Source organism: Microbacterium sp. Root322 (assembly GCF_001425645.1).
GTDB classification, from domain to species: domain Bacteria; phylum Actinomycetota; class Actinomycetes; order Actinomycetales; family Microbacteriaceae; genus Microbacterium; species Microbacterium maritypicum.
Genome location: NZ_LMCS01000001.1, coordinates 854,919 through 875,248, shown reverse-complemented (window position 1 = coordinate 875,248; position 20,330 = coordinate 854,919). Strand labels below are relative to the sequence as shown.

At 67.3% G+C, this 20,330-nt stretch carries 21 protein-coding genes and 1 pseudogene; 18 read left to right on the top strand and 4 right to left on the bottom strand.

Annotation, left to right across the window (positions count from 1 at the left end):
• Both ASC55_RS04160 and ASC55_RS17465 read left to right on the top strand, forming a co-directional pair.
• The gene (locus ASC55_RS04160) at nt 1-801 is read left to right on the top strand and encodes a hypothetical protein (RefSeq protein WP_055872833.1); all 801 of its coding nucleotides are present in this window, start codon (nt 1-3) and stop codon (nt 799-801) included.
• Nucleotides 802-916: 115 nt separating this feature from the next.
• On the top strand, nt 917-1,348 hold the full coding sequence (locus tag ASC55_RS17465; RefSeq protein WP_055872830.1) for a MepB family protein: 432 nt from the start codon (nt 917-919) through the stop codon (nt 1,346-1,348).
• Nucleotides 1,349-1,378: 30 nt separating this feature from the next.
• On the opposite strand, the pseudogene ASC55_RS17845 reads toward ASC55_RS17465, so the two are convergent.
• The 3 genes and pseudogenes from ASC55_RS17845 to cysK all read right to left on the bottom strand — a co-directional run.
• Nucleotides 1,379-1,462, bottom strand: a pseudogene (locus ASC55_RS17845) (transposase); the annotation flags it as partial.
• A 210-nt stretch (nt 1,463-1,672) separates the two neighbouring features.
• Nucleotides 1,673-2,245 (bottom strand): serine O-acetyltransferase EpsC, encoded by a 573-nt coding sequence (gene epsC, locus ASC55_RS04145; RefSeq protein WP_055869005.1) that lies wholly within the window; start codon nt 2,243-2,245, stop codon nt 1,673-1,675.
• Nucleotides 2,246-2,253: 8 nt separating this feature from the next.
• Nucleotides 2,254-3,192, bottom strand: a complete 939-nt coding sequence (gene cysK, locus ASC55_RS04140) for a cysteine synthase A (protein WP_055869004.1) — start codon at nt 3,190-3,192, stop codon at nt 2,254-2,256.
• A gap of 98 nt (nt 3,193-3,290) precedes the next feature.
• On the opposite strand from cysK, the gene prmC reads away from it, so the two are divergent.
• The 16 genes from prmC (at nt 3,291) to ASC55_RS04060 (ending at nt 19,293) form a co-directional block, all read left to right on the top strand.
• On the top strand, nt 3,291-4,151 hold the full coding sequence (prmC, locus tag ASC55_RS04135; RefSeq protein ID WP_055872828.1) for a peptide chain release factor N(5)-glutamine methyltransferase: 861 nt from the start codon (nt 3,291-3,293) through the stop codon (nt 4,149-4,151).
• Between the two features lie 52 nt (nt 4,152-4,203).
• Nucleotides 4,204-4,938, top strand: coding sequence for an L-threonylcarbamoyladenylate synthase (locus ASC55_RS04130; protein WP_055872826.1), 735 nt, complete (start codon nt 4,204-4,206; stop codon nt 4,936-4,938).
• The gene (locus ASC55_RS04125; RefSeq protein WP_017830997.1) at nt 4,935-6,104 is read left to right on the top strand and encodes an MraY family glycosyltransferase; all 1,170 of its coding nucleotides are present in this window, start codon (nt 4,935-4,937) and stop codon (nt 6,102-6,104) included. Before ASC55_RS04130 ends, ASC55_RS04125 begins: the two co-directional genes overlap by 4 nt.
• A complete protein-coding gene (locus tag ASC55_RS04120; RefSeq protein ID WP_017830996.1) occupies nt 6,104-6,622 on the top strand; it encodes a hypothetical protein in 519 nt (172 codons plus the stop codon). The genes ASC55_RS04125 and ASC55_RS04120 overlap by 1 nt, the downstream gene beginning before the upstream one ends.
• A 261-nt stretch (nt 6,623-6,883) precedes the next feature.
• Nucleotides 6,884-7,552, top strand: a complete 669-nt coding sequence (gene atpB / locus ASC55_RS04115; protein ID WP_017830995.1) for a F0F1 ATP synthase subunit A — start codon at nt 6,884-6,886, stop codon at nt 7,550-7,552.
• A 43-nt stretch (nt 7,553-7,595) separates the two neighbouring features.
• Complete coding sequence (gene atpE / locus ASC55_RS04110) at nt 7,596-7,832, top strand: ATP synthase F0 subunit C (RefSeq protein WP_017830994.1); 237 nt, start codon at nt 7,596-7,598, stop codon at nt 7,830-7,832.
• A gap of 27 nt (nt 7,833-7,859) precedes the next feature.
• Nucleotides 7,860-8,414 (top strand): F0F1 ATP synthase subunit B, encoded by a 555-nt coding sequence (locus ASC55_RS04105; protein ID WP_017830993.1) that lies wholly within the window; start codon nt 7,860-7,862, stop codon nt 8,412-8,414.
• On the top strand, nt 8,414-9,205 hold the full coding sequence (locus ASC55_RS04100) for a F0F1 ATP synthase subunit delta (protein WP_055869001.1): 792 nt from the start codon (nt 8,414-8,416) through the stop codon (nt 9,203-9,205). Before ASC55_RS04105 ends, ASC55_RS04100 begins: the two co-directional genes overlap by 1 nt.
• A 47-nt stretch (nt 9,206-9,252) precedes the next feature.
• On the top strand, nt 9,253-10,893 hold the full coding sequence (gene atpA, locus ASC55_RS04095; protein ID WP_017830991.1) for a F0F1 ATP synthase subunit alpha: 1,641 nt from the start codon (nt 9,253-9,255) through the stop codon (nt 10,891-10,893).
• 19 nt (nt 10,894-10,912) lie between these two features.
• Nucleotides 10,913-11,809, top strand: coding sequence for a F0F1 ATP synthase subunit gamma (locus tag ASC55_RS04090; protein WP_017830990.1), 897 nt, complete (start codon nt 10,913-10,915; stop codon nt 11,807-11,809).
• A 21-nt stretch (nt 11,810-11,830) separates the two neighbouring features.
• Nucleotides 11,831-13,285, top strand: coding sequence for a F0F1 ATP synthase subunit beta (gene atpD / locus ASC55_RS04085; RefSeq protein ID WP_017830989.1), 1,455 nt, complete (start codon nt 11,831-11,833; stop codon nt 13,283-13,285).
• A gap of 2 nt (nt 13,286-13,287) precedes the next feature.
• Nucleotides 13,288-13,548: a F0F1 ATP synthase subunit epsilon gene (locus tag ASC55_RS04080; protein ID WP_017830988.1), complete on the top strand. Its 261-nt coding sequence runs from the start codon at nt 13,288-13,290 to the stop codon at nt 13,546-13,548.
• A 76-nt stretch (nt 13,549-13,624) separates the two neighbouring features.
• Entirely contained in the window at nt 13,625-14,371 is a 747-nt protein-coding gene (locus ASC55_RS04075) for a YaaA family protein (protein WP_055869000.1), read from the top strand.
• Between the two features lie 127 nt (nt 14,372-14,498).
• A complete protein-coding gene (locus ASC55_RS04070; protein ID WP_200935135.1) occupies nt 14,499-15,347 on the top strand; it encodes a DUF5684 domain-containing protein in 849 nt (282 codons plus the stop codon).
• 331 nt (nt 15,348-15,678) lie between these two features.
• Nucleotides 15,679-16,482 (top strand): PP2C family protein-serine/threonine phosphatase, encoded by an 804-nt coding sequence (locus ASC55_RS04065; protein ID WP_055872824.1) that lies wholly within the window; start codon nt 15,679-15,681, stop codon nt 16,480-16,482.
• Nucleotides 16,483-16,539: 57 nt separating this feature from the next.
• The gene (locus ASC55_RS04060) at nt 16,540-19,293 is read left to right on the top strand and encodes an FtsK/SpoIIIE domain-containing protein (protein WP_055872822.1); all 2,754 of its coding nucleotides are present in this window, start codon (nt 16,540-16,542) and stop codon (nt 19,291-19,293) included.
• Nucleotides 19,294-19,328: 35 nt separating this feature from the next.
• Here the strand turns inward: ASC55_RS04060 and ASC55_RS04055 are convergent, their stop codons facing one another.
• The gene (locus tag ASC55_RS04055; RefSeq protein ID WP_055868852.1) at nt 19,329-20,324 is read right to left on the bottom strand and encodes an asparaginase; all 996 of its coding nucleotides are present in this window, start codon (nt 20,322-20,324) and stop codon (nt 19,329-19,331) included.
• Between the last annotated feature and the right edge of the window lie 6 nt (nt 20,325-20,330).

The window sequence follows — 20,330 nt, the reverse complement described above, 5'->3', positions numbered from 1 at the left end:
ATGGAATTTGAAGGGCGAGAACAATCGCGGTTGGAGCTCGTCGCACTCCCCACAGTTGACGGACGCCGGGGTCTTGACCGGTTCAGTGTCGCGCTGATCAAGGGGGCGTCGTCGTTCGCTGAGCTGTTTGACGCATTCCAGCAGGTCGGCGCTGGACAGGTTGCCAATGGGCGCAGCTTCGTGACCTTGGACGACCTGAATCAGTGTCTCTATACGAGCGGACACGCGGCGAACGAGCACGGCTTCGGCGATGACCTTGATTACCCCGACGATGACAATGCGGAAGCGGTCGACACGTACGAAGCAGCGCTCTTCGAAGCCACAGGGCGAGCGCTTCGCGATCTGGGCAGAATGGTCGCGTGGGAGCAGTTGCGTGGCGAGCTCACGACCAGCGAAACCGACATCGATGCGCTGTCGGACCTCAACCGCCAGCCTGATCTGCTGCTCGACGATGCGCATGTCGTGCAGTGCCTCCCCGGCCGGCATGATGACGATCTGCTTGCGAACATCCCAAATGGGTACTTCTCGGTTGACTGGAATCCGTTTCAGCTCCGTGCGGTAGTGAAACGCATCTGCGAACGCCACAACTACGTGCTCTTCGGAATCGGTGCGTCGACGCTCGGGTTCGTCCGCCAACTCGACAGCACCACCGATCAAGACGTTCCGGCGTTGGTGGAGGACCTCAAGCACCTCTATGGACAGCAGGAGAGCAGGGCTTGGCAGCGGCTAGAAGCCACGCTTGCCACTTCCCCGATATTGATACTCGGATACACCGAAGACTTTGCCCACCTTGTCGAGTAGTCGGCTCCGGGTTTCGTCGCGATCACGGTCCTGGTTGTCGGGCTGCTAGGCCGTATTGCTATAGGTGTGTGGAGCCTAGGCCCGGGCTGGTGGCTCGGCAAGATAGCGTGGCTGCATGCAGTTCAACGCCTTCGCGGTCTACTCGGCGGAGGTGGGCGTGACCGCTGAAGTCATCCCCGAGACCCAGAACAGCGACTATGAGTCCGGGATTGTCCAGATAGGCGAAGGGGCTTGGCATATTCGCACAGCGCGGAACACTCCGACCAAACCGGGGGCCTTCGTCGCGTTCTGGCAAAGGGACGCGGAGGGGAACACAGTGCCGTTCAGCGATGCCGATCCCGCAGCGGGGCTGCTTGTCTTCGTGGAACAGCATGATCAGCGAGGGATGTTCCGGTTCACCAGCGCGCACCTGACAGCGCTCGGCGTCACGTCAGGAAGGCGGCCAGGCAAACGTGGGTTCCGGGTGTATCCGAGCTGGTGCGCGGGCTTGAATGCCCAGGCCGCGACCACGCAAAGCGCTCAAGCGCCCGCGTTTCAGGAGTTCTGAGCTCACCGGGTCGTCCAGCACCCGCGCCCACCCGCCCTGCTCGGACCACCGGTCGAAGGTCTTGTAGATCGTGTTCCAGCTCCCGAACCGGTCCGGAACATCCCGCCACGGCGCGCCCGTTCGGTACTGCTACGCAGTCGCCTCGTCCACGGTGCGCCGATCCGCCGGTGACCGTCCCGTCGACTTCACGTTCGGGAACTGCGGGCCGATCACAGCCCAGGCCTCGTCAGAGATCGCATCACGCGACACGCATCCAACACCCGCCCACAAGGCGCCCGAAGGTGTCTGGCAACACCGCCTAGGGCGTCCGCCGTTCTCGTCTACTCAGATCGCGTAGTGGTCCGGCGCGGTGAGCAGAGCCCTGGTATCCTCGCCGACCGTGCGATGACGCGGCTTCGCTGGCACTCCGACGAGCACGCTGTCGGCGGGGGCGTCACGAGTGACCACGGCGTTCGCACCGACCACGGAGCCGGCCCCGATCGTCACGGGGCCGAGGATCTTGGCGCCGGCGCCGACGGCCACTCCGTCTCCGAGCGTGGGGTGTCTCTTCCCGGAAGCGCGTGTGCGTCCGCCGAGCGTGACGCCGTGGTAGAGCATCACGTCGTCGCCCACCACGGCGGTCTCGCCGATGACCACGCCCATGCCGTGGTCGATGAAGAAGCGACGGCCGATGTTCGCGCCGGGGTGGATCTCGATCCCGGTCAGCCAGCGCGACACCTGGGAGCCGGCGCGTGCGAGCAGACGCAGGCGGCGCCGCCAGAGCGCATGCGAGACGCGGTGCGCCCAGACGGCGTGCAGCCCGGGGTAGAGCAGAGCGACCTCGACGGCGCTGCGCGCGGCCGGATCCCGAAGGCGTGCGGCCGCGATGTCCTCGCGCATCCGCCCGATCATGCCCATCGCCGGTCTCAGTCTTCGCGCAGATCCTCGAACAGCGCGGTGGAGATGTAACGCTCACCGGTGTCGGGGATCATGACGACGATCGTCTTGCCGGTGTTCTCCGGTCGGGCCGCGACCTTCAGCGCGGCGGCGACCGCGGCGCCGGATGACATGCCCACGAGGAGACCCTCCTTGGCCGCGAGCTCACGGGCGACGCGGATGGACTCGTCGAACTCGGCGGTGAGGATCTCGTCGAGCACCTCGCGATCGAGCACACCGGGGACGAAGTTCGGGCCGATGCCCTGGATCTTGTGCGGGCCGGGGTGTCCCTCGGTGAGTACCGGGGAATCCTTGGGCTCGACCGCGATCACCTGGACGCCGGGCTTCGCCGCCTTGAGCGCCTGTCCGGTCCCGGTGACGGTTCCACCGGTGCCGACGCCCGCGACGAGGATGTCGACCGCGCCGTCGGTGTCGCGGAGGATCTCCTGCGCCGTGGTCTCGCGGTGGATCTGGGGGTTCGCGGCATTCTCGAACTGGCGGATCCAGATGGCTCCGGGAGTCTCGGCGACGATGCGCTTGGTCTCCTCGATCGCACCGCTCATGCCCTTGGTGGGGTCGGTGAGCACGATCTGCGCGCCGAACGCCTTCAGCAGGACCCGGCGCTCCTTCGACATGGAGGCGGGCATCGTCAGGATCACGCGGTAGCCGCGCGCGGCGCCGACCATCGCGAGAGCGATGCCGGTGTTGCCGCTCGTGGACTCCACGATGGTGCCGCCCGGCGTGAGCTCACCCGATGCCTCGGCGGCGTTGACCATGGCGATCCCGATGCGATCCTTCACGCTCGAGGCGGGGTTGTAGTACTCGAGCTTGGCGAGGACGGTCGCACCCAGTCCCTCGGTCACCCGGTTCAGGCGGACGAGCGGTGTGTTGCCGAACGCGGTCGTGATGTCGGAGTGGATGCCGGGCATGATGAGCCTTCCTGTGCGGGGTCGCTGCGGACCAGCCTAGGGGAGGGGTCCTATGGGGAGGCCTTTGTGACGGCCGCTCGCACTCTACGCTGGAAGGCATGTCTGACACCTCTCTCGCTGCGGTCGTCCGCACGGCGGCCCAGCGTCTGGCCGATGTCGGAGTGCCCGACCCTCTCGTCGACGCAGAGCTGCTCGCCGGCCACATCCTCGGACGACGACGCGGCGAGGTGCAGGCGGCGATCGTCCGTGGCGACGGCATCGATGACGCAGCGGTGTCGGCGCTCGATGAGGCCGTGACGCGTCGTGCAGCCAGGGAGCCGCTGCAGCACATCACCGGAACCGCGCCGTTCCGTCACCTCGAGCTCGCCGTCGGCCCCGGCGTCTTCGTACCCCGTCCGGAGACGGAGACCGTGGTGCAGTACGCGATCGACGCCCTGCTGAGCTCCCCGGAGTCCGCACCGGTCGGCATCGACCTCGGCACCGGCAGCGGGGCGATCGCCCTCGCGATGGCCACCGAGGTGCCGCACGCGCGCATCTTCGCCGCCGAGCTCTCCGAGGACGCGCATGCCTGGGCGAGCCGCAACGTCGCGGGAGTCGACAACCTCACGCTGGTGCTGTCCGACCTGGGGGAAGCCTTCCCGGAGCTCGACGGCACGGCCTCCGTGGTCATCTCGAATCCGCCGTATGTGCCCGATGCCGCCATTCCCCGCGATCCGGAGGTGCGGCTGTTCGATCCGGCCATGGCGCTGTACGGGGGAGAGGACGGTCTCGACATCGTGCGTGTGCTCAGCTCACGGGCCCTGCGGCTGCTGCGCCCCGGTGGTCTCCTCGTCATCGAGCACGGCGAACTGCAGGGCGAGTCGATCAGGGACCTCCTCGCGGCCGACGGCTGGCGCGCGCCGGCGACGCACCGCGACCTGACGCTCCGGGATCGCACCACCACCGCGCTCCGACCCTGATCAGCAACCTCCGAGCGTGCTCACTGGCCGCGCCGCATAGAATCGAACCGTCATGTCAACCATCTTCGACTGCAGCGACGAGTCGCAGCTCCTCGCCGGCATGCGCCACGCGCGCCAGGCGATCGGCCGTGGCGACCTCATCGTCATCCCCACAGACACGGTGTACGGCGTCGCCGCCGATGCCTTCTCCCCGGCCGCCGTCCAGCGCCTCCTCGATGCGAAGGGGCGCGGGCGGGATCAGCCGCCGCCCGTGCTGATCGGCACGAAGGAGACGCTCGCCGCCTTGGCCGAGTCCGTTCCGGAGCCGGTCGAGCGCCTCGTCGAGGCATTCTGGCCCGGCGGACTGACGATCGTGCTGCCCGCGCAGCCGTCGCTGGTGTGGGACCTGGGAGAGACTCTCGGCACGGTCGCGGTGCGCATGCCGGAGGGCCGGGTCGCCCTCGAACTGCTCGCGGAGACCGGCCCGCTGGCCGTCTCCAGCGCGAACCTCACGGGCGAAGCCGCGGCCATCTCGGCGTACGACGCCGAGAAGATGCTGGGTGACAGCGTCGCGGTCTATCTCGCAGACGGCCTGAGCAAGGACGGCATCGCGTCCACCATCGTGGATGCCACCTCCCTGGTGCGCCGCGGCGCGGATTCCGAACCCGGGACGGTGCGCATCCTCCGTGACGGCGCCGTGACCAGGGAGCAGCTCGAGGAAGTCCTCGGCGACCTCCTCGAGCCCGAGGACCACGCCGGACACGAGCATGACCCTGAGCACGCGCAGGAGCAGGACGGGGATTCGTGAAGCAGTACCTCTTCACGATCATCCTCACCGCCGCGATCACGTTCGCGCTGACCTGGGCGGTGTGGAAGCTGAGCCTCCGGTTCAAGCTGTACCCCGCGATCCGCGACCGGGACGTGCACACCACCCCCAAGCCACGACTGGGCGGCGTCGCGATCTTCCTCGCCATCGCCGCGGCGTTCGGCTTCTCCGCGGTGAACCCGTTCTTCCAGAGCATCTGGGTGCCGCCGCAGACCATGTGGTCGATCCTCGGCGCGTCCCTGCTGATCGCGATCATCGGGGTCGTCGACGACCTCTGGGACATCGACTGGATGATCAAGCTCGGCGCGCAGTTCCTCGCTGCCGGCGTCATCACGGTCGGTGGGGGACTGCAGATCCTGTCTCTGCCGTTCGGTGACCTCATCGTGGTGTCGAGCTGGCTGAGCATCACGATCACGATGTTCGCGATCGTCATTGTGATGAATGCGGTGAACTTCATCGACGGACTCGACGGGCTCGTCGCCGGTGTGTGTCTCATCTCGAACGGCGTGTTCTTCGCCTACTCCTACATCTTCACGCGCGACTCCGGCGCCTCCAGCTACTTCAACCTCTCGACCTTCATCGCCGCCGTCCTCATCGGAGCCTGCCTCGGCTTCCTGCCGCTGAACTGGAGCCCCGCGAAGATCTTCATGGGCGACTCCGGTGCACTGGTGATCGGCCTCCTGATGGCCACATCGGCGATCGCGATCACCGGGCAGATGGATCCGTCCGCCCTCGACCCCGAGCGGCTCGGGCGTTCCCAGCTGGTCGGAGCCTTCCTGCCGATCCTGCTCCCGCTGCTGGTGGTCCTGCTGCCGCTGCTGGACTTCGGACTCGCCGTGCTCCGACGCATGAGCGCGGGACGATCGCCGTTCTCGCCCGACCGGAAGCACCTGCATCACCGCATGCTCGATCTGGGTCACCGCGACCGTGACGCCGTGCTCATCTTCTACGCCTGGACGGCCGTGGTCTCCCTCGCCGTCCTGCTCATGTACGTCGGTGCCCGAGAGGACTGGCCCGGCCAGTACCTGCCGGGTGTCGGCTTCGGCATCGTGGGCATCGCCGCCTGCCTCGTCGTCACGCTGAGTCCCACCCGCCGCAGGAAGAGCGCAGCGGGCGCCGAACCCGATCCGACACCCGTGGAGTCCTGATGAGCCCGAGTCCTGTTTCCAGCACGCCGATCCTGCGTCGCACCCTCATCTGGTCGGCGGTCGCCACCGTCGTGCTCGCGATCATCGCCGGGGGCATCGGCTACCTCGTCGCTCAGGGGGAGGGGCTCGTCAGCGGTCTGCTCGGCGTGCTCCTGGCCGCCGTCTTCCTGGCGATCACCGGCATCAGCATCCTGATCGCGAACCGCTGGTACGGCGACCCGATCTACGTGCAGTTGTTCTTCGCCATCGTCCTGGGCGGCTGGCTGCTCAAGCTCGGGCTCTTCGTCGTCGCGATGATCATGCTCGCCGGTCAGCCGTGGCTGCAGCCGATGGTGTTCTTCCTGTCGATCGTGGCCGGCGTGCTGATGTCGCTCGCGATCGACGTGATCGTCCTCACGAGCATGCGGCTGCCCAACGTCAGCGACACGAACCTGCCGACGGAGGTTCCCGAAGACCGTGCGCCCGGCTCGGCGAATCACATCGGAGACGGACCCGTCGAGGGTGGCCAGCGGTCTTAGGAGACCCTCAGATTCTGATACTGTTGATACGTGCCCGCCGCTCGCCCGCGAGCGCTTGCGCTGTGTAGCACACCGACCATCGTCGCCCCGGTTTAGACCGGTGCCCCGAAGCTGGAGCCCGCGCTGTTTAATCTTGCTGCGACCCTGACCCCCCGACTCGCCTCCGACGGCGAGTTCCACGGCCCTTCGATCGACGATTTCTTTCCGGAGATCCTCTTCCACGTAGGCCCCATCCCCGTCAACCGGATCCACCTGGTCCAGTTGCTCGCGGTGATCGCCGTGGTTCTGATCCTCTGGCTCGGCACTCGCCGTATGAAGGTCGTCCCCGGCCGCTTCCAGAGCCTCGTGGAGATGGGGCTCGGCTTCGTCCGGACCAACGTCGCCCACGACATGCTCGGTCGCAAGGACGGTGACCGCTTCCTGCCGATCCTGACCACGATCTTCTTCATGGTCCTGTTCATGAACATCACGGGCATCATCCCGTTCCTGAACATGCCGGGAACGGCGATCGTCGCGGTGCCGCTCACGCTGGCCGTCGTCAGCTACGTGACCTTCATCTACGCCGGTATCAAGCGACACGGCTTCAAGTTCTTCAAGAACTCCCTGTTCCCGCAGGGTGTGCCGGTCGCCGCGATGCCGATCGTCGCGATCATCGAGCTCATCTCGACGTTCATCCTGCGCCCCGTCACGCTGACGCTGCGTCTTCTCATGAACCTCGTCGTGGGGCACATGATCCTGGTCCTCGCGTTCTCCGCGACCCAGTTCTTCTTCTTCACCGCAGGTGGCGGCTGGGCCGCACTCGGTGTCGGAACCCTCGCCTTCGGTGGCGCCTTCACTCTCTTCGAGATGCTGGTCGCCGTCCTCCAGGCATACGTCTTCACCGTCCTCACCGCGGTCTACATCCAGCTCGCGGTCGCAGAAGAGCACTGAGCGGGCAGGCATCAGCCTTCCCACCCAACGAAAGGAAAAACCCGTGGACGCTACTACGGTTCTCGCTGAAATCAACGGTCACCTCGGAGCGGTCGGCTACGGCCTCGCAGCCATCGGCCCGGCCATCGGCGTCGGCATCGTCGTCGGCAAGACCATCGAGGGTGTCGCTCGTCAGCCCGAGCTGGCCGGTCGTCTCCAGGTCCTCATGTGGATCGGTATCGCCTTCACCGAGGCACTTGCGTTCGTCGGCATCGCCGTCGCATTCATCCCCTTCCCGTAATCCTCACCGACTTCTGAAGGAGACAGGATGCTGAACGCTCTTGTCACGAACCTCGCAGCAGAGGGTGAGCCGAACAACCCCCTCATCCCTGCGTGGTACGACATCATCTGGTCGGGCCTCTGGTTCATCGTCATCCTCGTCGTCGTCTGGAAGGTCGCCCTTCCCCGTCTGACGAAGATGCTCGACGAGCGGTCCGCCGCCATCGAGGGCAACATCGCCAAGGCCGACGAGGCGCAGAAGCAGGCGGAGGCGGCACTCGAGGAGTACACGCGTCAGCTCGCTGAGGCGCGCACCGAGGCCGGTGAGATCCGCGAAGCCGCCCGTGAGGACGGCAAGAAGATCGTCGCCGAGGCGAAGGAGTCTGCGACCACCGAGGCCGCACGCATCACCGCCACCGCGCACACGCAGATCGAAGCGGAGCGTCAGACCGCTCTCGTCTCGCTGCGTAGCGAGGTCGGAACCCTCGCGATCGACCTCGCCGGTGGCGTGGTCGGCGAGACGCTCTCCGACGACGCGCGTGCGACGGCTGTCGTCGATCGCTTCCTCGCCGAGCTCGAGGCATCCGAGAAGGCGGCTCAGTAATGGGCAGCGCGACCACTCAGGCACTCGCGGCATCCATCAAGACGCTTGCCGCAGCGAAGGACGTCACTCTCGACACCGCACGGGAGCTGTTCGCTGCCGCGCATGCCGTGAGTGCATCGTCCCAGCTGAGCGGCGCGCTTGCTGATCCTTCCGCTCCCGCCGCGGCACGACAGAATGTCGTCGCCGCGGTGTTCGGCGGGTTCTCCGCAGGTGCCCAGGGCGTCCTGAAGACCGTCGTCGCAGAACGCTGGTCCAACGCGGGCGAGCTCGTCGACGGTATCGAGGAGCTCGCGATCCGCGCGGCAGCGATCGCCGAGCCCGGAACGGACATCGAGGGGGAGCTCTTCGGCTTCTCCCGGGTGATCGCGGCCAACCCCGAGCTCGAACTCGCTCTGGGTAGCCGCGTCGGCGGAGAAGACGCCAAGAGTGCGCTCGTCGAGCGTCTCCTGGCCGAAGGCTCCACCGGCTCCGCGACGACGCTGATCATCACGTCGCTCGTGCGCGAGCCGCGCGGGCGTCGAGTCCGACGGCTGCTGAACCGGGCGATGAGCGTCGTCTCGAGCCAGCGCGGTCGAGTGGTCGCCACGGTGCACACTGCGGCCGCCCTCACAGACGCACAGCGCGCCCGTCTCAGCGACTCGCTCTCGCGTCGCTACGACGGTCAGGTATCGCTCAACGTCGTCATCGACCCTGCCGTCGTCGGAGGCCTGCGCGTGCAGATCGCCGATGACGTCATCGACGGCAGCATCTCCGCACGACTCGCCGACCTTCGCCAGAAGCTCGCGGGCTAACACGACTTCGCGCGGGGAACCGCGCACCCAGATACAAAGGGAAGACAATGGCAGAACTATCGATCAGCCCCGACGTCATCCGTGACGCGCTGAAGGACTTCGCCGCAGCATACGAGCCCTCCGGGGCCGGGGCGACCGAGGTCGGCACCGTCATCGACGCGGCCGACGGCATCGCGCACGTCGAGGGACTGCCCGGCGTCATGGCGAACGAGCTCGTCATCTTCGCCGACGGCACCAAGGGTCTCGCACAGAGCCTGAACGAGCACGAGATCGGTGTCGTCGTCCTCGGCGAGTTCACCGGTGTCGAGGCCGGTCAGGAAGTCACCCGCACCGGCGAGGTCCTCTCGGTTCCGGTCGGCGACGGCTACCTCGGCCGCGTGGTCGACCCGCTCGGCAACCCGATCGACGGACTCGGCGCGATCGAGACCGAGAGCGTCCGCGCCCTCGAGCTCCAGGCGCCCGGCGTCATGCAGCGCAAGTCGGTGCACGAGCCGATGCAGACCGGCATCAAGGCCATCGACGCGATGATCCCCGTCGGTCGTGGCCAGCGTCAGCTGATCATCGGCGACCGCCAGACCGGTAAGACGGCCATCGCGATCGACACGATCATCAACCAGAAGGCCAACTGGGAGTCGGGCGACGTCAACAAGCAGGTTCGCTGCATCTACGTCGCGATCGGTCAGAAGGGCTCGACCATCGCTTCGGTGAAGGGCGCCCTCGAAGAGGCCGGTGCGCTGGAGTACACCACGATCGTGGCCGCTCCCGCATCCGACCCCGCCGGCTTCAAGTACCTGGCTCCCTACACGGGTTCTGCCATCGGCCAGCACTGGATGTACGGCGGCAAGCACGTCCTCATCATCTTCGACGACCTGTCGAAGCAGGCTGAGGCCTACCGCGCCGTGTCGCTCCTCCTGCGCCGCCCGCCGGGCCGCGAGGCCTACCCGGGTGACGTCTTCTACCTGCACTCGCGTCTGCTCGAGCGTTGCGCGAAGCTGTCCGACGAGCTCGGCGCTGGTTCCATGACGGGTCTCCCGATCATCGAGACCAAGGCGAACGACGTCTCGGCCTACATCCCGACCAACGTGATCTCGATCACCGACGGCCAGATCTTCCTGCAGTCCGACCTCTTCAACGCGAACCAGCGTCCCGCGGTCGACGTGGGTATCTCGGTCTCGCGAGTCGGCGGTGACGCTCAGGTCAAGTCGATCAAGAAGGTCTCCGGAACGTTGAAGCTGGAGCTCGCGCAGTACCGCTCCCTCGAGGCTTTCGCGATGTTCGCGTCCGACCTCGACGCGGCTTCGCGTCGTCAGCTCTCCCGTGGTGCGCGTCTGACCGAGCTGCTCAAGCAGCCGCAGTACTCGCCGTACCCCGTCGAGGAGCAGGTCGTCTCGATCTGGGCCGGCACCAACGGCAAGCTCGACTCGATCGAGGTCTCGGACGTCCTGCGCTTCGAGCGCGAGCTCCTGGACTACCTGCGTCGCAACACCAAGGTTCTCGAGACGCTCCGCGACACCAACGTCCTCGATGACGCCACGGTCGCAGAGCTCGAGAAGCAGACGGATGCCTTCATCCTGGAGTTCCAGGGTGGCAAGGGACACGCCATCGGCGCCCCGGGCCACGAGGAGCACGCTGCAGCCGAGGCTGAGGACGTCAACCAGGAGAAGATCGTCAAGGGTCGTCGCGCGTAACCGCGTGAGGTACTGACATATGGGCGCTCAACTCAGGGTCTACAAGCAGAAGATCTCTTCTGCTCAGACGACCAAGAAGATCACGAAGGCGATGGAACTCATCGCGGCTTCGCGCATTCAGAAGGCGATGGCACGCGTCAAAGCGTCCACACCCTTCGCGCGTGCCGTGACGAGGGCCGTGTCGGCCGTCGCGACGCACTCGAACGTGGATCACCCGCTGACCCGCGAGTCCGAGAACATCACCCGCTCCGCGGTCGTGATCTTCTCCTCGGACCGCGGTCTCGCCGGAGCCTTCAACTCGCAGATCCTCCGTGAGGGTCTCGAGGTCGCAGAGCTCCTGCGCGAGCAGGGCAAGGAGCCGGTCTTCTACCTCATCGGTCGCAAGGCCGTCGGATACTTCCAGTTCCGACGCCTCGCCGCCGCTGCGGAGTGGACCGGCGACACGGACACCCCGTCGTTCCACACCGCGGAGGAGATCTCCGCGACGCTGCTCGAATCCTTCTCCCGCGGGGGACAGGATGGCGGCGTCGATGAGATCCACCTCGTGTACAACCGTTTCGTCAGCATGATGACGCAGTCGCCCGAATCCGTGCGTCTGCTCCCGCTGGAGATCACGGAAGCCGATGAGTCGGAAGCCGGTAACACCGTTTACCCGCTGTACGAGTTCGAGCCGGATGCCGAGACCGTTCTCGACGCGATCCTGCCGGTGTACATCCAGAGCCGCGTCTTCAACGCGCTCCTGCAGTCGTCTGCCGCGAAGCAGGCGGCGACGCAGAAGGCTATGAAGTCGGCCAGCGACAACGCCGACAAGCTCATCACCGACTACACCCGTCTGCGCAACAACGCGCGCCAGGCGGAGATCACGCAGCAGATCGCCGAGATCGTCGGCGGCGCCGACGCCCTCTCGAGCAAATAGACCATCAGGAAAGAGACGAAAATGACCCTCACCGCTCCGGCTGACCAGCCGGCGACCGCGGTCGTCGGGCGCGTCGCACGCGTCAACGGTCCGGTTGTCGACATCGAGTTCCCTCATGACTCGATCCCCGACATCTACAACGCGCTGAAGACCACGATCGCGATGGGCGAAGAGTCCACCGAGATCACGCTCGAGGTCGCTCAGCACCTCGGCGACGACCTCGTCCGCGCCATCGCCCTGAACCCGACCGACGGCATCGTCCGCGGCCAGGAAGTCCGCGACACCGGTGAGGCCATCTCGGTCCCCGTCGGCGACGTGACCAAGGGCAAGGTGTTCAACGTCATCGGCGAGGTGCTCAACCTCGAGCCCGGCGAGACCATCGAGGTGACCGAGCGCTGGCCGATCCACCGCAAGGCGCCGAACTTCGACCAGCTCGAGTCCAAGACTCAGATGTTCGAGACCGGCATCAAGTCGATCGACCTCCTCACCCCGTACGTGCTGGGTGGAAAGATCGGTCTGTTCGGTGGCGCCGGTGTCGGCAAGACCGTCCTCATCCAGGAGATGATCCAGCGCGTCGCGCAGGACCACGGTGGTGTGTCGGTGTTCGCCGGTGTCGGTGAGCGCACCCGTGAGGGCAACGACCTCATCCACGAGATGGAAGAGGCGGGCGTCTTCGACAAGACGGCCCTCGTCTTCGGCCAGATGGACGAGCCGCCGGGAACGCGTCTGCGCGTCGCCCTGTCGGCTCTGACGATGGCGGAGTACTTCCGTGACGTGCAGAAGCAGGACGTGCTGCTCTTCATCGACAACATCTTCCGCTTCACGCAGGCCGGTTCCGAGGTCTCCACGCTGCTGGGCCGCATGCCCTCCGCCGTGGGTTACCAGCCGAACCTCGCCGACGAGATGGGTGTGCTCCAGGAGCGCATCACCTCGACGCGCGGCCACTCGATCACCTCGCTGCAGGCGATCTACGTGCCCGCCGATGACTACACCGACCCGGCTCCGGCGACCACGTTCGCCCACCTCGACGCGACGACCGAGCTCTCTCGTGAGATCGCCTCGAAGGGTCTGTACCCGGCCATCGACCCGCTGACCTCAACGTCGCGCATTATGGACCCCCGCTACTTGGGCGAGGACCACTACCGCGTCGCCACGACGGTCAAGCAGATCCTCCAGAAGAACAAGGAACTGCAGGAGATCATCGCCATCCTCGGTGTCGATGAGCTCTCCGAGGAAGACAAGATCGTCGTGTCGCGTGCACGTCGCATCCAGCAGTTCCTCTCGCAGAACACCTACATGGCCAAGAAGTTCACGGGCGTCGAGGGTTCGACCGTCCCGCTGAAGGAGACCATCGAGTCGTTCGACGCGATCACCCGCGGTGACTTCGACCACGTGGCCGAGCAGGCCTTCTTCAACGTCGGTGGCATCTCCGACGTCGAAGAGCAGTGGGCGAAGATCCAGAAGGAGAACGGCTGACCATGGCGCTGCACGTCAGCCTCGTCTCCGCTGATGCGGAGGTCTGGACGGGAGAGGCGAGCCTCGTGGTCGCCAAGACCGTCGAGGGTGAGATCGGCTTCATGACCGGCCACGAGCCGGTGCTGGCCATCCTCGCCGAGGGCCAGGTTCGCATCACCCAGTCGGATGGCACCAAGGTGCTGGCCAACGCGCAGGACGGGTTCCTCTCCATGGAGGGCGACACCCTGACGATCGTTGCCGGCAACGCGGCTCTCATCGCCTAGCAGTACCTGTTTCACGCGTCCGCCTCGGCACCCGCACGGGTTCCGAGGCGGACGCGTCTGTATCCACAGAGGTTTCATGAAGATCCTGCTCCCTCCGTCGGAGACCAAACACGAGGGTGGCGACGGTTCCCCTCTCGATCTCGACTCGCTCGTGCTTCCGTCGCTCAACGAGCGACGGTCGGCGGTCCTCGAGGCGCTGATCGACCTCGCCGCCGATGAAGAGGCCGCACGACGCGTGCTCAAGCTGAGCGAGCGGCAGCGGGGGGACATCGCACACAACAGGGCGCTTCGATCGTCGCCCACCATGCCGGCGATCGACCGGTACACGGGCGTGCTGTTCGATGCGCTCGATGCGCGTTCCCTCTCCGCGGTCTCCCGACGGTGGCTGGGAGAGCACGTGTGGATCCACAGCGCTCCGCTGGGCCCGGTCGGAGCCCTCGACGCTCTTCCCACCTACCGCCTCGCCGCCGGGACCTCACTACCCGGACTCCCGGCGCTTCGCCGGCACTGGGCCGAAGCCACCTCCGCAGCGATCGCCGAGGCCGACCCGTCGTTCGTCCTCGACCTGCGCAGCGAGGCCTACGTCGCGCTCGGGCCCGTGCCGAGTGCCGTCTCCTCCGCGTACGTCCGTGTCGTGACCGCACACGGAAGAGCCCTCAACCACTTCAACAAGAAGTCGAAGGGCCTGCTCGTGCGGGCGATCGCCGAGGATCGGCCGCGTGTCAGCTCGCTCCGTGGCCTTCGCGCGTGGGCGCAGAAGCGGGGGATCGTCTTCCGCGACGGCGCACAGCCGGGCATTCTGGAGCTCGTCGTCGAGGAGTGAGTCGTCTTCCGTGCGAGGAGGGACGCTTCGTCCGCGAACGGCGGCGACCCGAACATGCCAGACGGCGAAAGAGACCTGCGGGGAAACCCCGCGACACGCTAGTGTGTTCAGCGCATGATGCCGCATCATGAATTTTCTGGAGGGAACCATGAACGACTACTACGGCTATGACGGCCTGTCAGGCGGCGCGCTGGTCGCGTTGATCCTGGTCTACACGATCCTGCCACTCGCCATCTACGCGCTCTACTCGTGGTTCTACATGAAGATCTTCGAGAAGGCGGGAGTGCAGGGCAAGTGGCGCGCCTGGGTGCCCGTCTACAGCACCATGATCTTCTACAAGCTCGGTGACCTGAGTCCCTGGCTCGTTCTGTACCTGATCGGTGGCGGTATCATCGGCTCGATCATCCCGTTCCTGGGATGGTTCCTGATCCTCCCGCTCATCGGTATCGCCGGTCGCGTCATCGACCTGATCGCCGCGTGGCGGGTCGGCCTGAAGCTGCAGAAGGACGCCGTCTGGGTCGTTCTGTACTTCTTCCTGCCGCCGGTGTGGCTCGGTATCAACGCGTTCGACAAGTCGCGTTGGAACGCGGGCATCCAGCCCGCTTCCTGGGCAGCGAACAGCCTGCTCGGCGACCGCACGGTGTGGGACGGGATCCCCGCTCAGGCATCGGCTGCGGCTCCGCAGGCCGGCTACGGCGCGCCCCAGGGCTACGCACCCCCCGCGCAGGGTTACGCGCCGCCGGCCCAGCCCGGTTACGCGCCGCCCGCTCAGCCCGGCTACGCACCGCCTGCAGGTCCCGCAGCTCCGGCGACCGGCGCACCGGTTCCCCCGGTTCCGCCGACCACGCCGCCGGCTCCTCCCGCGGCGCCGCCGGCAACCCCGCCTGCGCCGCCCGCAGCTCCGCCGGCACCGCCCGCAGCTCCGCCGGCACCGCCCGCAGCTCCGCCGGCCGACCCCACGCAGCCTCCGGCGTGATCGTCTGACACAGGGCCCTCGACCCCGGTCGAGGGCCCTGTGCTGTCTCGGTGGTGGACGATCCTCAGCGGCCGCTAACGTGGATGACATGGTCTTGTCGCAGCGCCGCGTGGGTGCTTCCGGTCTCCCCGTGTCCTCCACAGGCCCAGGCTGCGACGACTTCGGACGTGCTGGCACGACGACGGAGGATCTGGTCGTCATCGACGAGTTCTTCCCGTTGCCGGTGGATGCTGGAGCCCAGGTGTGATCGAGGTGCGCGTGACTTCTACTACGATGTGTTGTGAGTATCCTGCGACCGTCCGATCCGCCGCAGGCCTATCGGAGGCAGCACGTGGCTGAGACGAAGACGCACCGAATCACGGTTGCGCAGCGCCCGCTGCTGCTGTCGTGGTCCGGGATCACCGATCAAGGCCGACGCCGCGAGACGAACCAGGACGCTTTCCTGGCCGACTACCCGCTGTTCATCGTCGCCGACGGGATGGGTGGTCACGCCGGTGGCGAGATCGCCAGCCAGAGCACGGTCGCCCGCTTGCAGGCTGTGGTCTCCTCAGGCAAGGTCGATGGTCCGTCGATCGAGAATGCGCTCGAGCTGGCTGTCGGTGACATCGCCGACCACCCCGAGACGACCGACGAAGGCACCGGGACGACGCTCACAGGGGTCTACTTCGACGCCGACGCCGACGGTGACGAATCGCACTGGATCGCACTGAACATCGGCGATTCCCGCGTGTATCTGCTCCGTGACGATCGACTCGTCCAGATCACGACAGACCACTCGGTCGTGCAGGAACTCATCACGGCGGGGAAGCTCAGCCCGGAAGAGGCCGAAGGGCATCCGTACAGCAACGTGATCACCCGCGCGGTGGGAGCGAGTGAGCTCACGGCCCCCGATTACGTCTCCATCGATGTGCGCGCAGGTGACCGCTTCGTCATCTGCTCCGACGGTCTCACCAAAGAGCTCACCGACTACGGCATCCAGCACTTCCTCCGGGAACACGAAGACCCGGGTGCGGCCGCCGATGCGATGCTCGCAGCGGCTCTGGAGAACGGCGGACGGGACAACGTCACGCTCATCATCGTCCAGGTGACCGCAGAAGACGACTCGTCCTCCCCAATCGAGAACACCGCGGAGTAACCGTCCCGCGCTGTGGACAGCGCTCATCCCAGGATCGCGATGCGATCCACTGGGGGGATGGACTCCCTTCCGATCGTACTTCCGACGGCTCCGGCCGCCTCGCGTCGCGCCCCGCTGCCGTTCTTGGCGGCGCTCGTGCCGATCGCGGCGGGCGTGGTGCTGTGGACGGTCACCGGCTCGCTCCTCGCGCTGTGCTTCGCGGCGTTGGGGCCCCTGATGATCGGGGCCTCGCTCGTGGACTCCGCACGCACCCGGCGTCGCGAGCGTCGACAGGGTGAGAAGCAGAACGAAGCGGAGTGGGCCGAAGCCGAGGCAGAGCTGCTCCGCCGGCACAGTGACGAGCGCGAGATGCTCTGGCAGCGGCGCCCCGACGCGGCGAACTGCATCGCGCAGCCGCCTCTTCGCGGGGTTCAACCGCTCGACGCGATCACGCCCGTCGTCGTCGGCGCAGGCGGGGCGACCAGTGAGGTGCGCTGCAGCGGCGGAGATGATGCCCGTGGGCGGGAGTTCCGCGAACGATGCGGTGTGGTCGAGGATGCGCCGATCGCAGTGCCGATCGGTGGAGGCATCTGTCTCCGAGGCCCACGACCGCTGACCCAGGCGGCGGCGAGGGCCCTGATCGTGCAGCTGTGTCTGCGCTTCAGCGCCGCACAACTGTCCCTGGTCGGCGCAGATCCGGGCGGTGCCGCCCTCTCCGCCTACGGGTTCGAGAGTCTCCCGCATACGCGACGTGGGCATCGAGGCGGCTTCCGGGTGGGGGTCGGCTCGACCGCTGAGGGACGGCCGCAGGCGGATGCGATGATCTGGCTGGCCTCGGTCGAAGAAGACGTGCCAGAGGGCATCACGACGGTCATCGACATCATCGAACCGCGACGGGGGACATTGCGCACCCCGAACGGCTCGATCGCCATCGCCGTCGAGTGCTTGTCGTTCGCGCAGGCAGGCGCCGTGGGTGCAGAGCTCGCGCATCGGGGCGACGAGGTCGATGTGCTCCCCGACGCGGTGTCGCTCTCCGAGCTCGCACAGCCTCAGGACGCAGACGGATTGGCCGCGACGATCGGTCTCGGTGAGCGGGGGAGCATCACGGTCGACATCGTCGGCGACGGGCCGCACGCGATCGTGACCGGTATGACGGGGACGGGCAAGAGCGAGCTGCTCGTCAGCTGGGTCACAGCCATCGCGTCGGTGAATGGACCGGACCGCGTGACCTTCGTGCTCGCCGACTTCAAGGGCGGCACCGCATTCGAACCGTTGCGCGCGCTGCGGCAGGTGGTCGCGGTCATCACCGACCTCGACGAGGAAGGCGCCAGGCGTGGCGTCTCCAGCCTCACGGCGGAGCTGCGGCGGCGAGAGGCGGTGCTGGCCGCTGCGGGAGTTCGTGATGTGCGTGATGTCTCGATGCCGCGGCTGGTCATCGTGGTCGACGAGTTCGCGGCCCTGCTGTCAGAACACCCCGACCTGGGCGCGGTGTTCACCGACATCGCAGCCCGCGGCCGCGCGCTCGGCATGCATCTCATCATCGGCACGCAGCGTGCGTCCGGGGTCATCAGAGACGCACTGGCCGCGAACTGCCCCCTTCGCATCAGTCTGCGGGTCGGAGACGTCGCAGACAGCCGACTCATGATCGGCACGGACGCGGCCGCGATGCTCGCGGGCGACGCGAGCGCGCGCGGGCACGGGCTGGTGCGGCGGCCTGCGGACGACGAGCCCGTCGCGATCCGCGTCGCCTTGACCGCGGCCGCCGATCTGAGGGACGTCGGGATGCGGTGGGCGGAAGCAGATGTGCCGCCCAGCCCGTGGCTCCCCGCTCTTCCTGCCGTTCTCCCACTCTCGGAGGTCATCGACGCAGCCGGGCCGTCGCCCGATACGGTGGTCCTCGGTCGCGCCGACGACCCCGGCCGCCAGTCGCAGCCAGCGGTGCTGCTGCGGTGCGCAGGCGAGCGAGGACTCGCGCTTCTCGGTGCGCCCGGCTCCGGCCGCACCGCGGCGCTGAGGGCGGTCGCGGCGCAGCGCCACGACGCCGTCTGGCTGCCGAGCGACCCTGAAGACGCCTGGGATCTGCTCGCCGCATGGGCGGACGGGAGGGAGCGTCCTCCTGCGGTCGTGCTGGGCGACGACCTGGACGCGCTTACCGCCGCTCTGCCACCGGAGTACGGCCAGCAGTTCGTCCACCGCTGGGAGCAGGTTCTTCGTGCAGCGCGGGGGACGACCTTCGTCCTGACCGCGACCAGAGCGAGCGGAGCGCTGGGGCGGGTGCTCGATCTGCTGCCGCGTCGAGTGCTGTTGCGCATGCCGAACCGGATGGAGCATCTGGCGGCCGGGGGAGAGTCGTCGGGATTCGTGCGCGACCGCGCTCCCGGGCGAGCCAGGATGGGCGACCACGAAGTGCAGCTGGCCTGGGTCGACGAAAGCGAAGTCGACCGGACCGCGGCACCGTCGATGGCGGCGTGGGCTCCGACCTCTGCGATCACGGGCGTCGTCAGTCCCGGAGCTGAGGAGGTGATCGCCCGGATGCGCGACGCGTATCCTGCGTGCGAGGTGGTGGCCGTCGGCACCGAGCCCAAAGGTGTGGGACCGCGATGCATCGTGGTCGCTGATGCGGAGACATGGCAGCGCAACTGGCCCGTGTGGCAACGCGTGAGATCAGTCGGTGAGGTGCTCATCCGCTGTGAGCACCCGGCCGACCTCCGCCAGCTGGTCGGCGCCCGCGAGCTTCCGCCCTACGCGCGCCCGCATGCAGGCCGGGCGTGGTCGGTGATCGGCGCGCGTGCGCCGAGACGCGTCCACCTCACCGAGCTGTCGCCGGCATGAGCATCCTCGCGCGCGGCCGAGAGGAAGACGCGGTGTCAGATCCCGGCACCGGGACGGATGGCACCGACGTCCGCCCCGCCGCCGAGCACGGCGAGCGGAAGCGCGCCGCTGAGAGCCGCGACGTCGGCGTCGCTCAGCCCTCCCGCGCGGGCGAGAAGCGTGGCGGCCACGATCGTCGAGGCGCGAGTGGCCCCGTCGAGCATCTTCAGCGCCACGGTCGTTCCATTGGGGGCGACCATCACCATGACGCCCTCGGCGCCGTACTTGGTGAACACGCCGAGCGTCTCCGTCGCGATGGTGTCGGGGCGGCCGGGGCCCTCGATCGTCCAGGGGTTCTCGCGCACCGCGCGGACGAGGGAGCCGGCCACCCGGTGAAGAGCGAAGGGCGAACGATCCGAAGCGGTGCCGATGCGGTGGATCGCGCGCGCCAGACCGGTCAGCGTCATGGCGTGGACCGGCGCGCCGCACCCGTCGATCGCGGTGTGCGCGATCTTCTCGCCCGTGAGGCGCTCGATGACGTCGCGGATGTGCTGCTGCAGAGGATGAGCGGGATCGAGGTAGCCTGCGGTCGGCCAGCCCGTCGCCACACAGGCGCGCAGCATCGCGGCATGCTTACCGGAGCAGTTCATGCGCACCCGCGTCGGCACACCGTGTTCACGAACGAGCTCATCGCGTGTCGCCGAGTCACTCGGCCAGGCGGCGGGACAGCCCAGGGCGTCCTCCGTGAGACCACCCTCGGTGAGGATGTCGCGTACCACCGAGGCGTGACGGTCGGTGCCGATGTGGCTCGCCGTCGAGATCGCCAGCTGCTCGCCCTCGAGCACCGCGCCTGCAGTGATGCAGGCGATGGCCTGCAGGGGCTTGAGGCTGGAGCGCGGCAGGATCAGCGCATCGGCATTGCCGTGACGGGCGACGACGTCGCCGTCGGGCGAGAGCACGACGGCCGCACCGGCGTGGCGGGATTCGACGAATCCGCTCCTCTCGACGACGGCGAGTTCCACGGAATCCTGAACGGTGAGAGTCTCCAGCACCCGTCA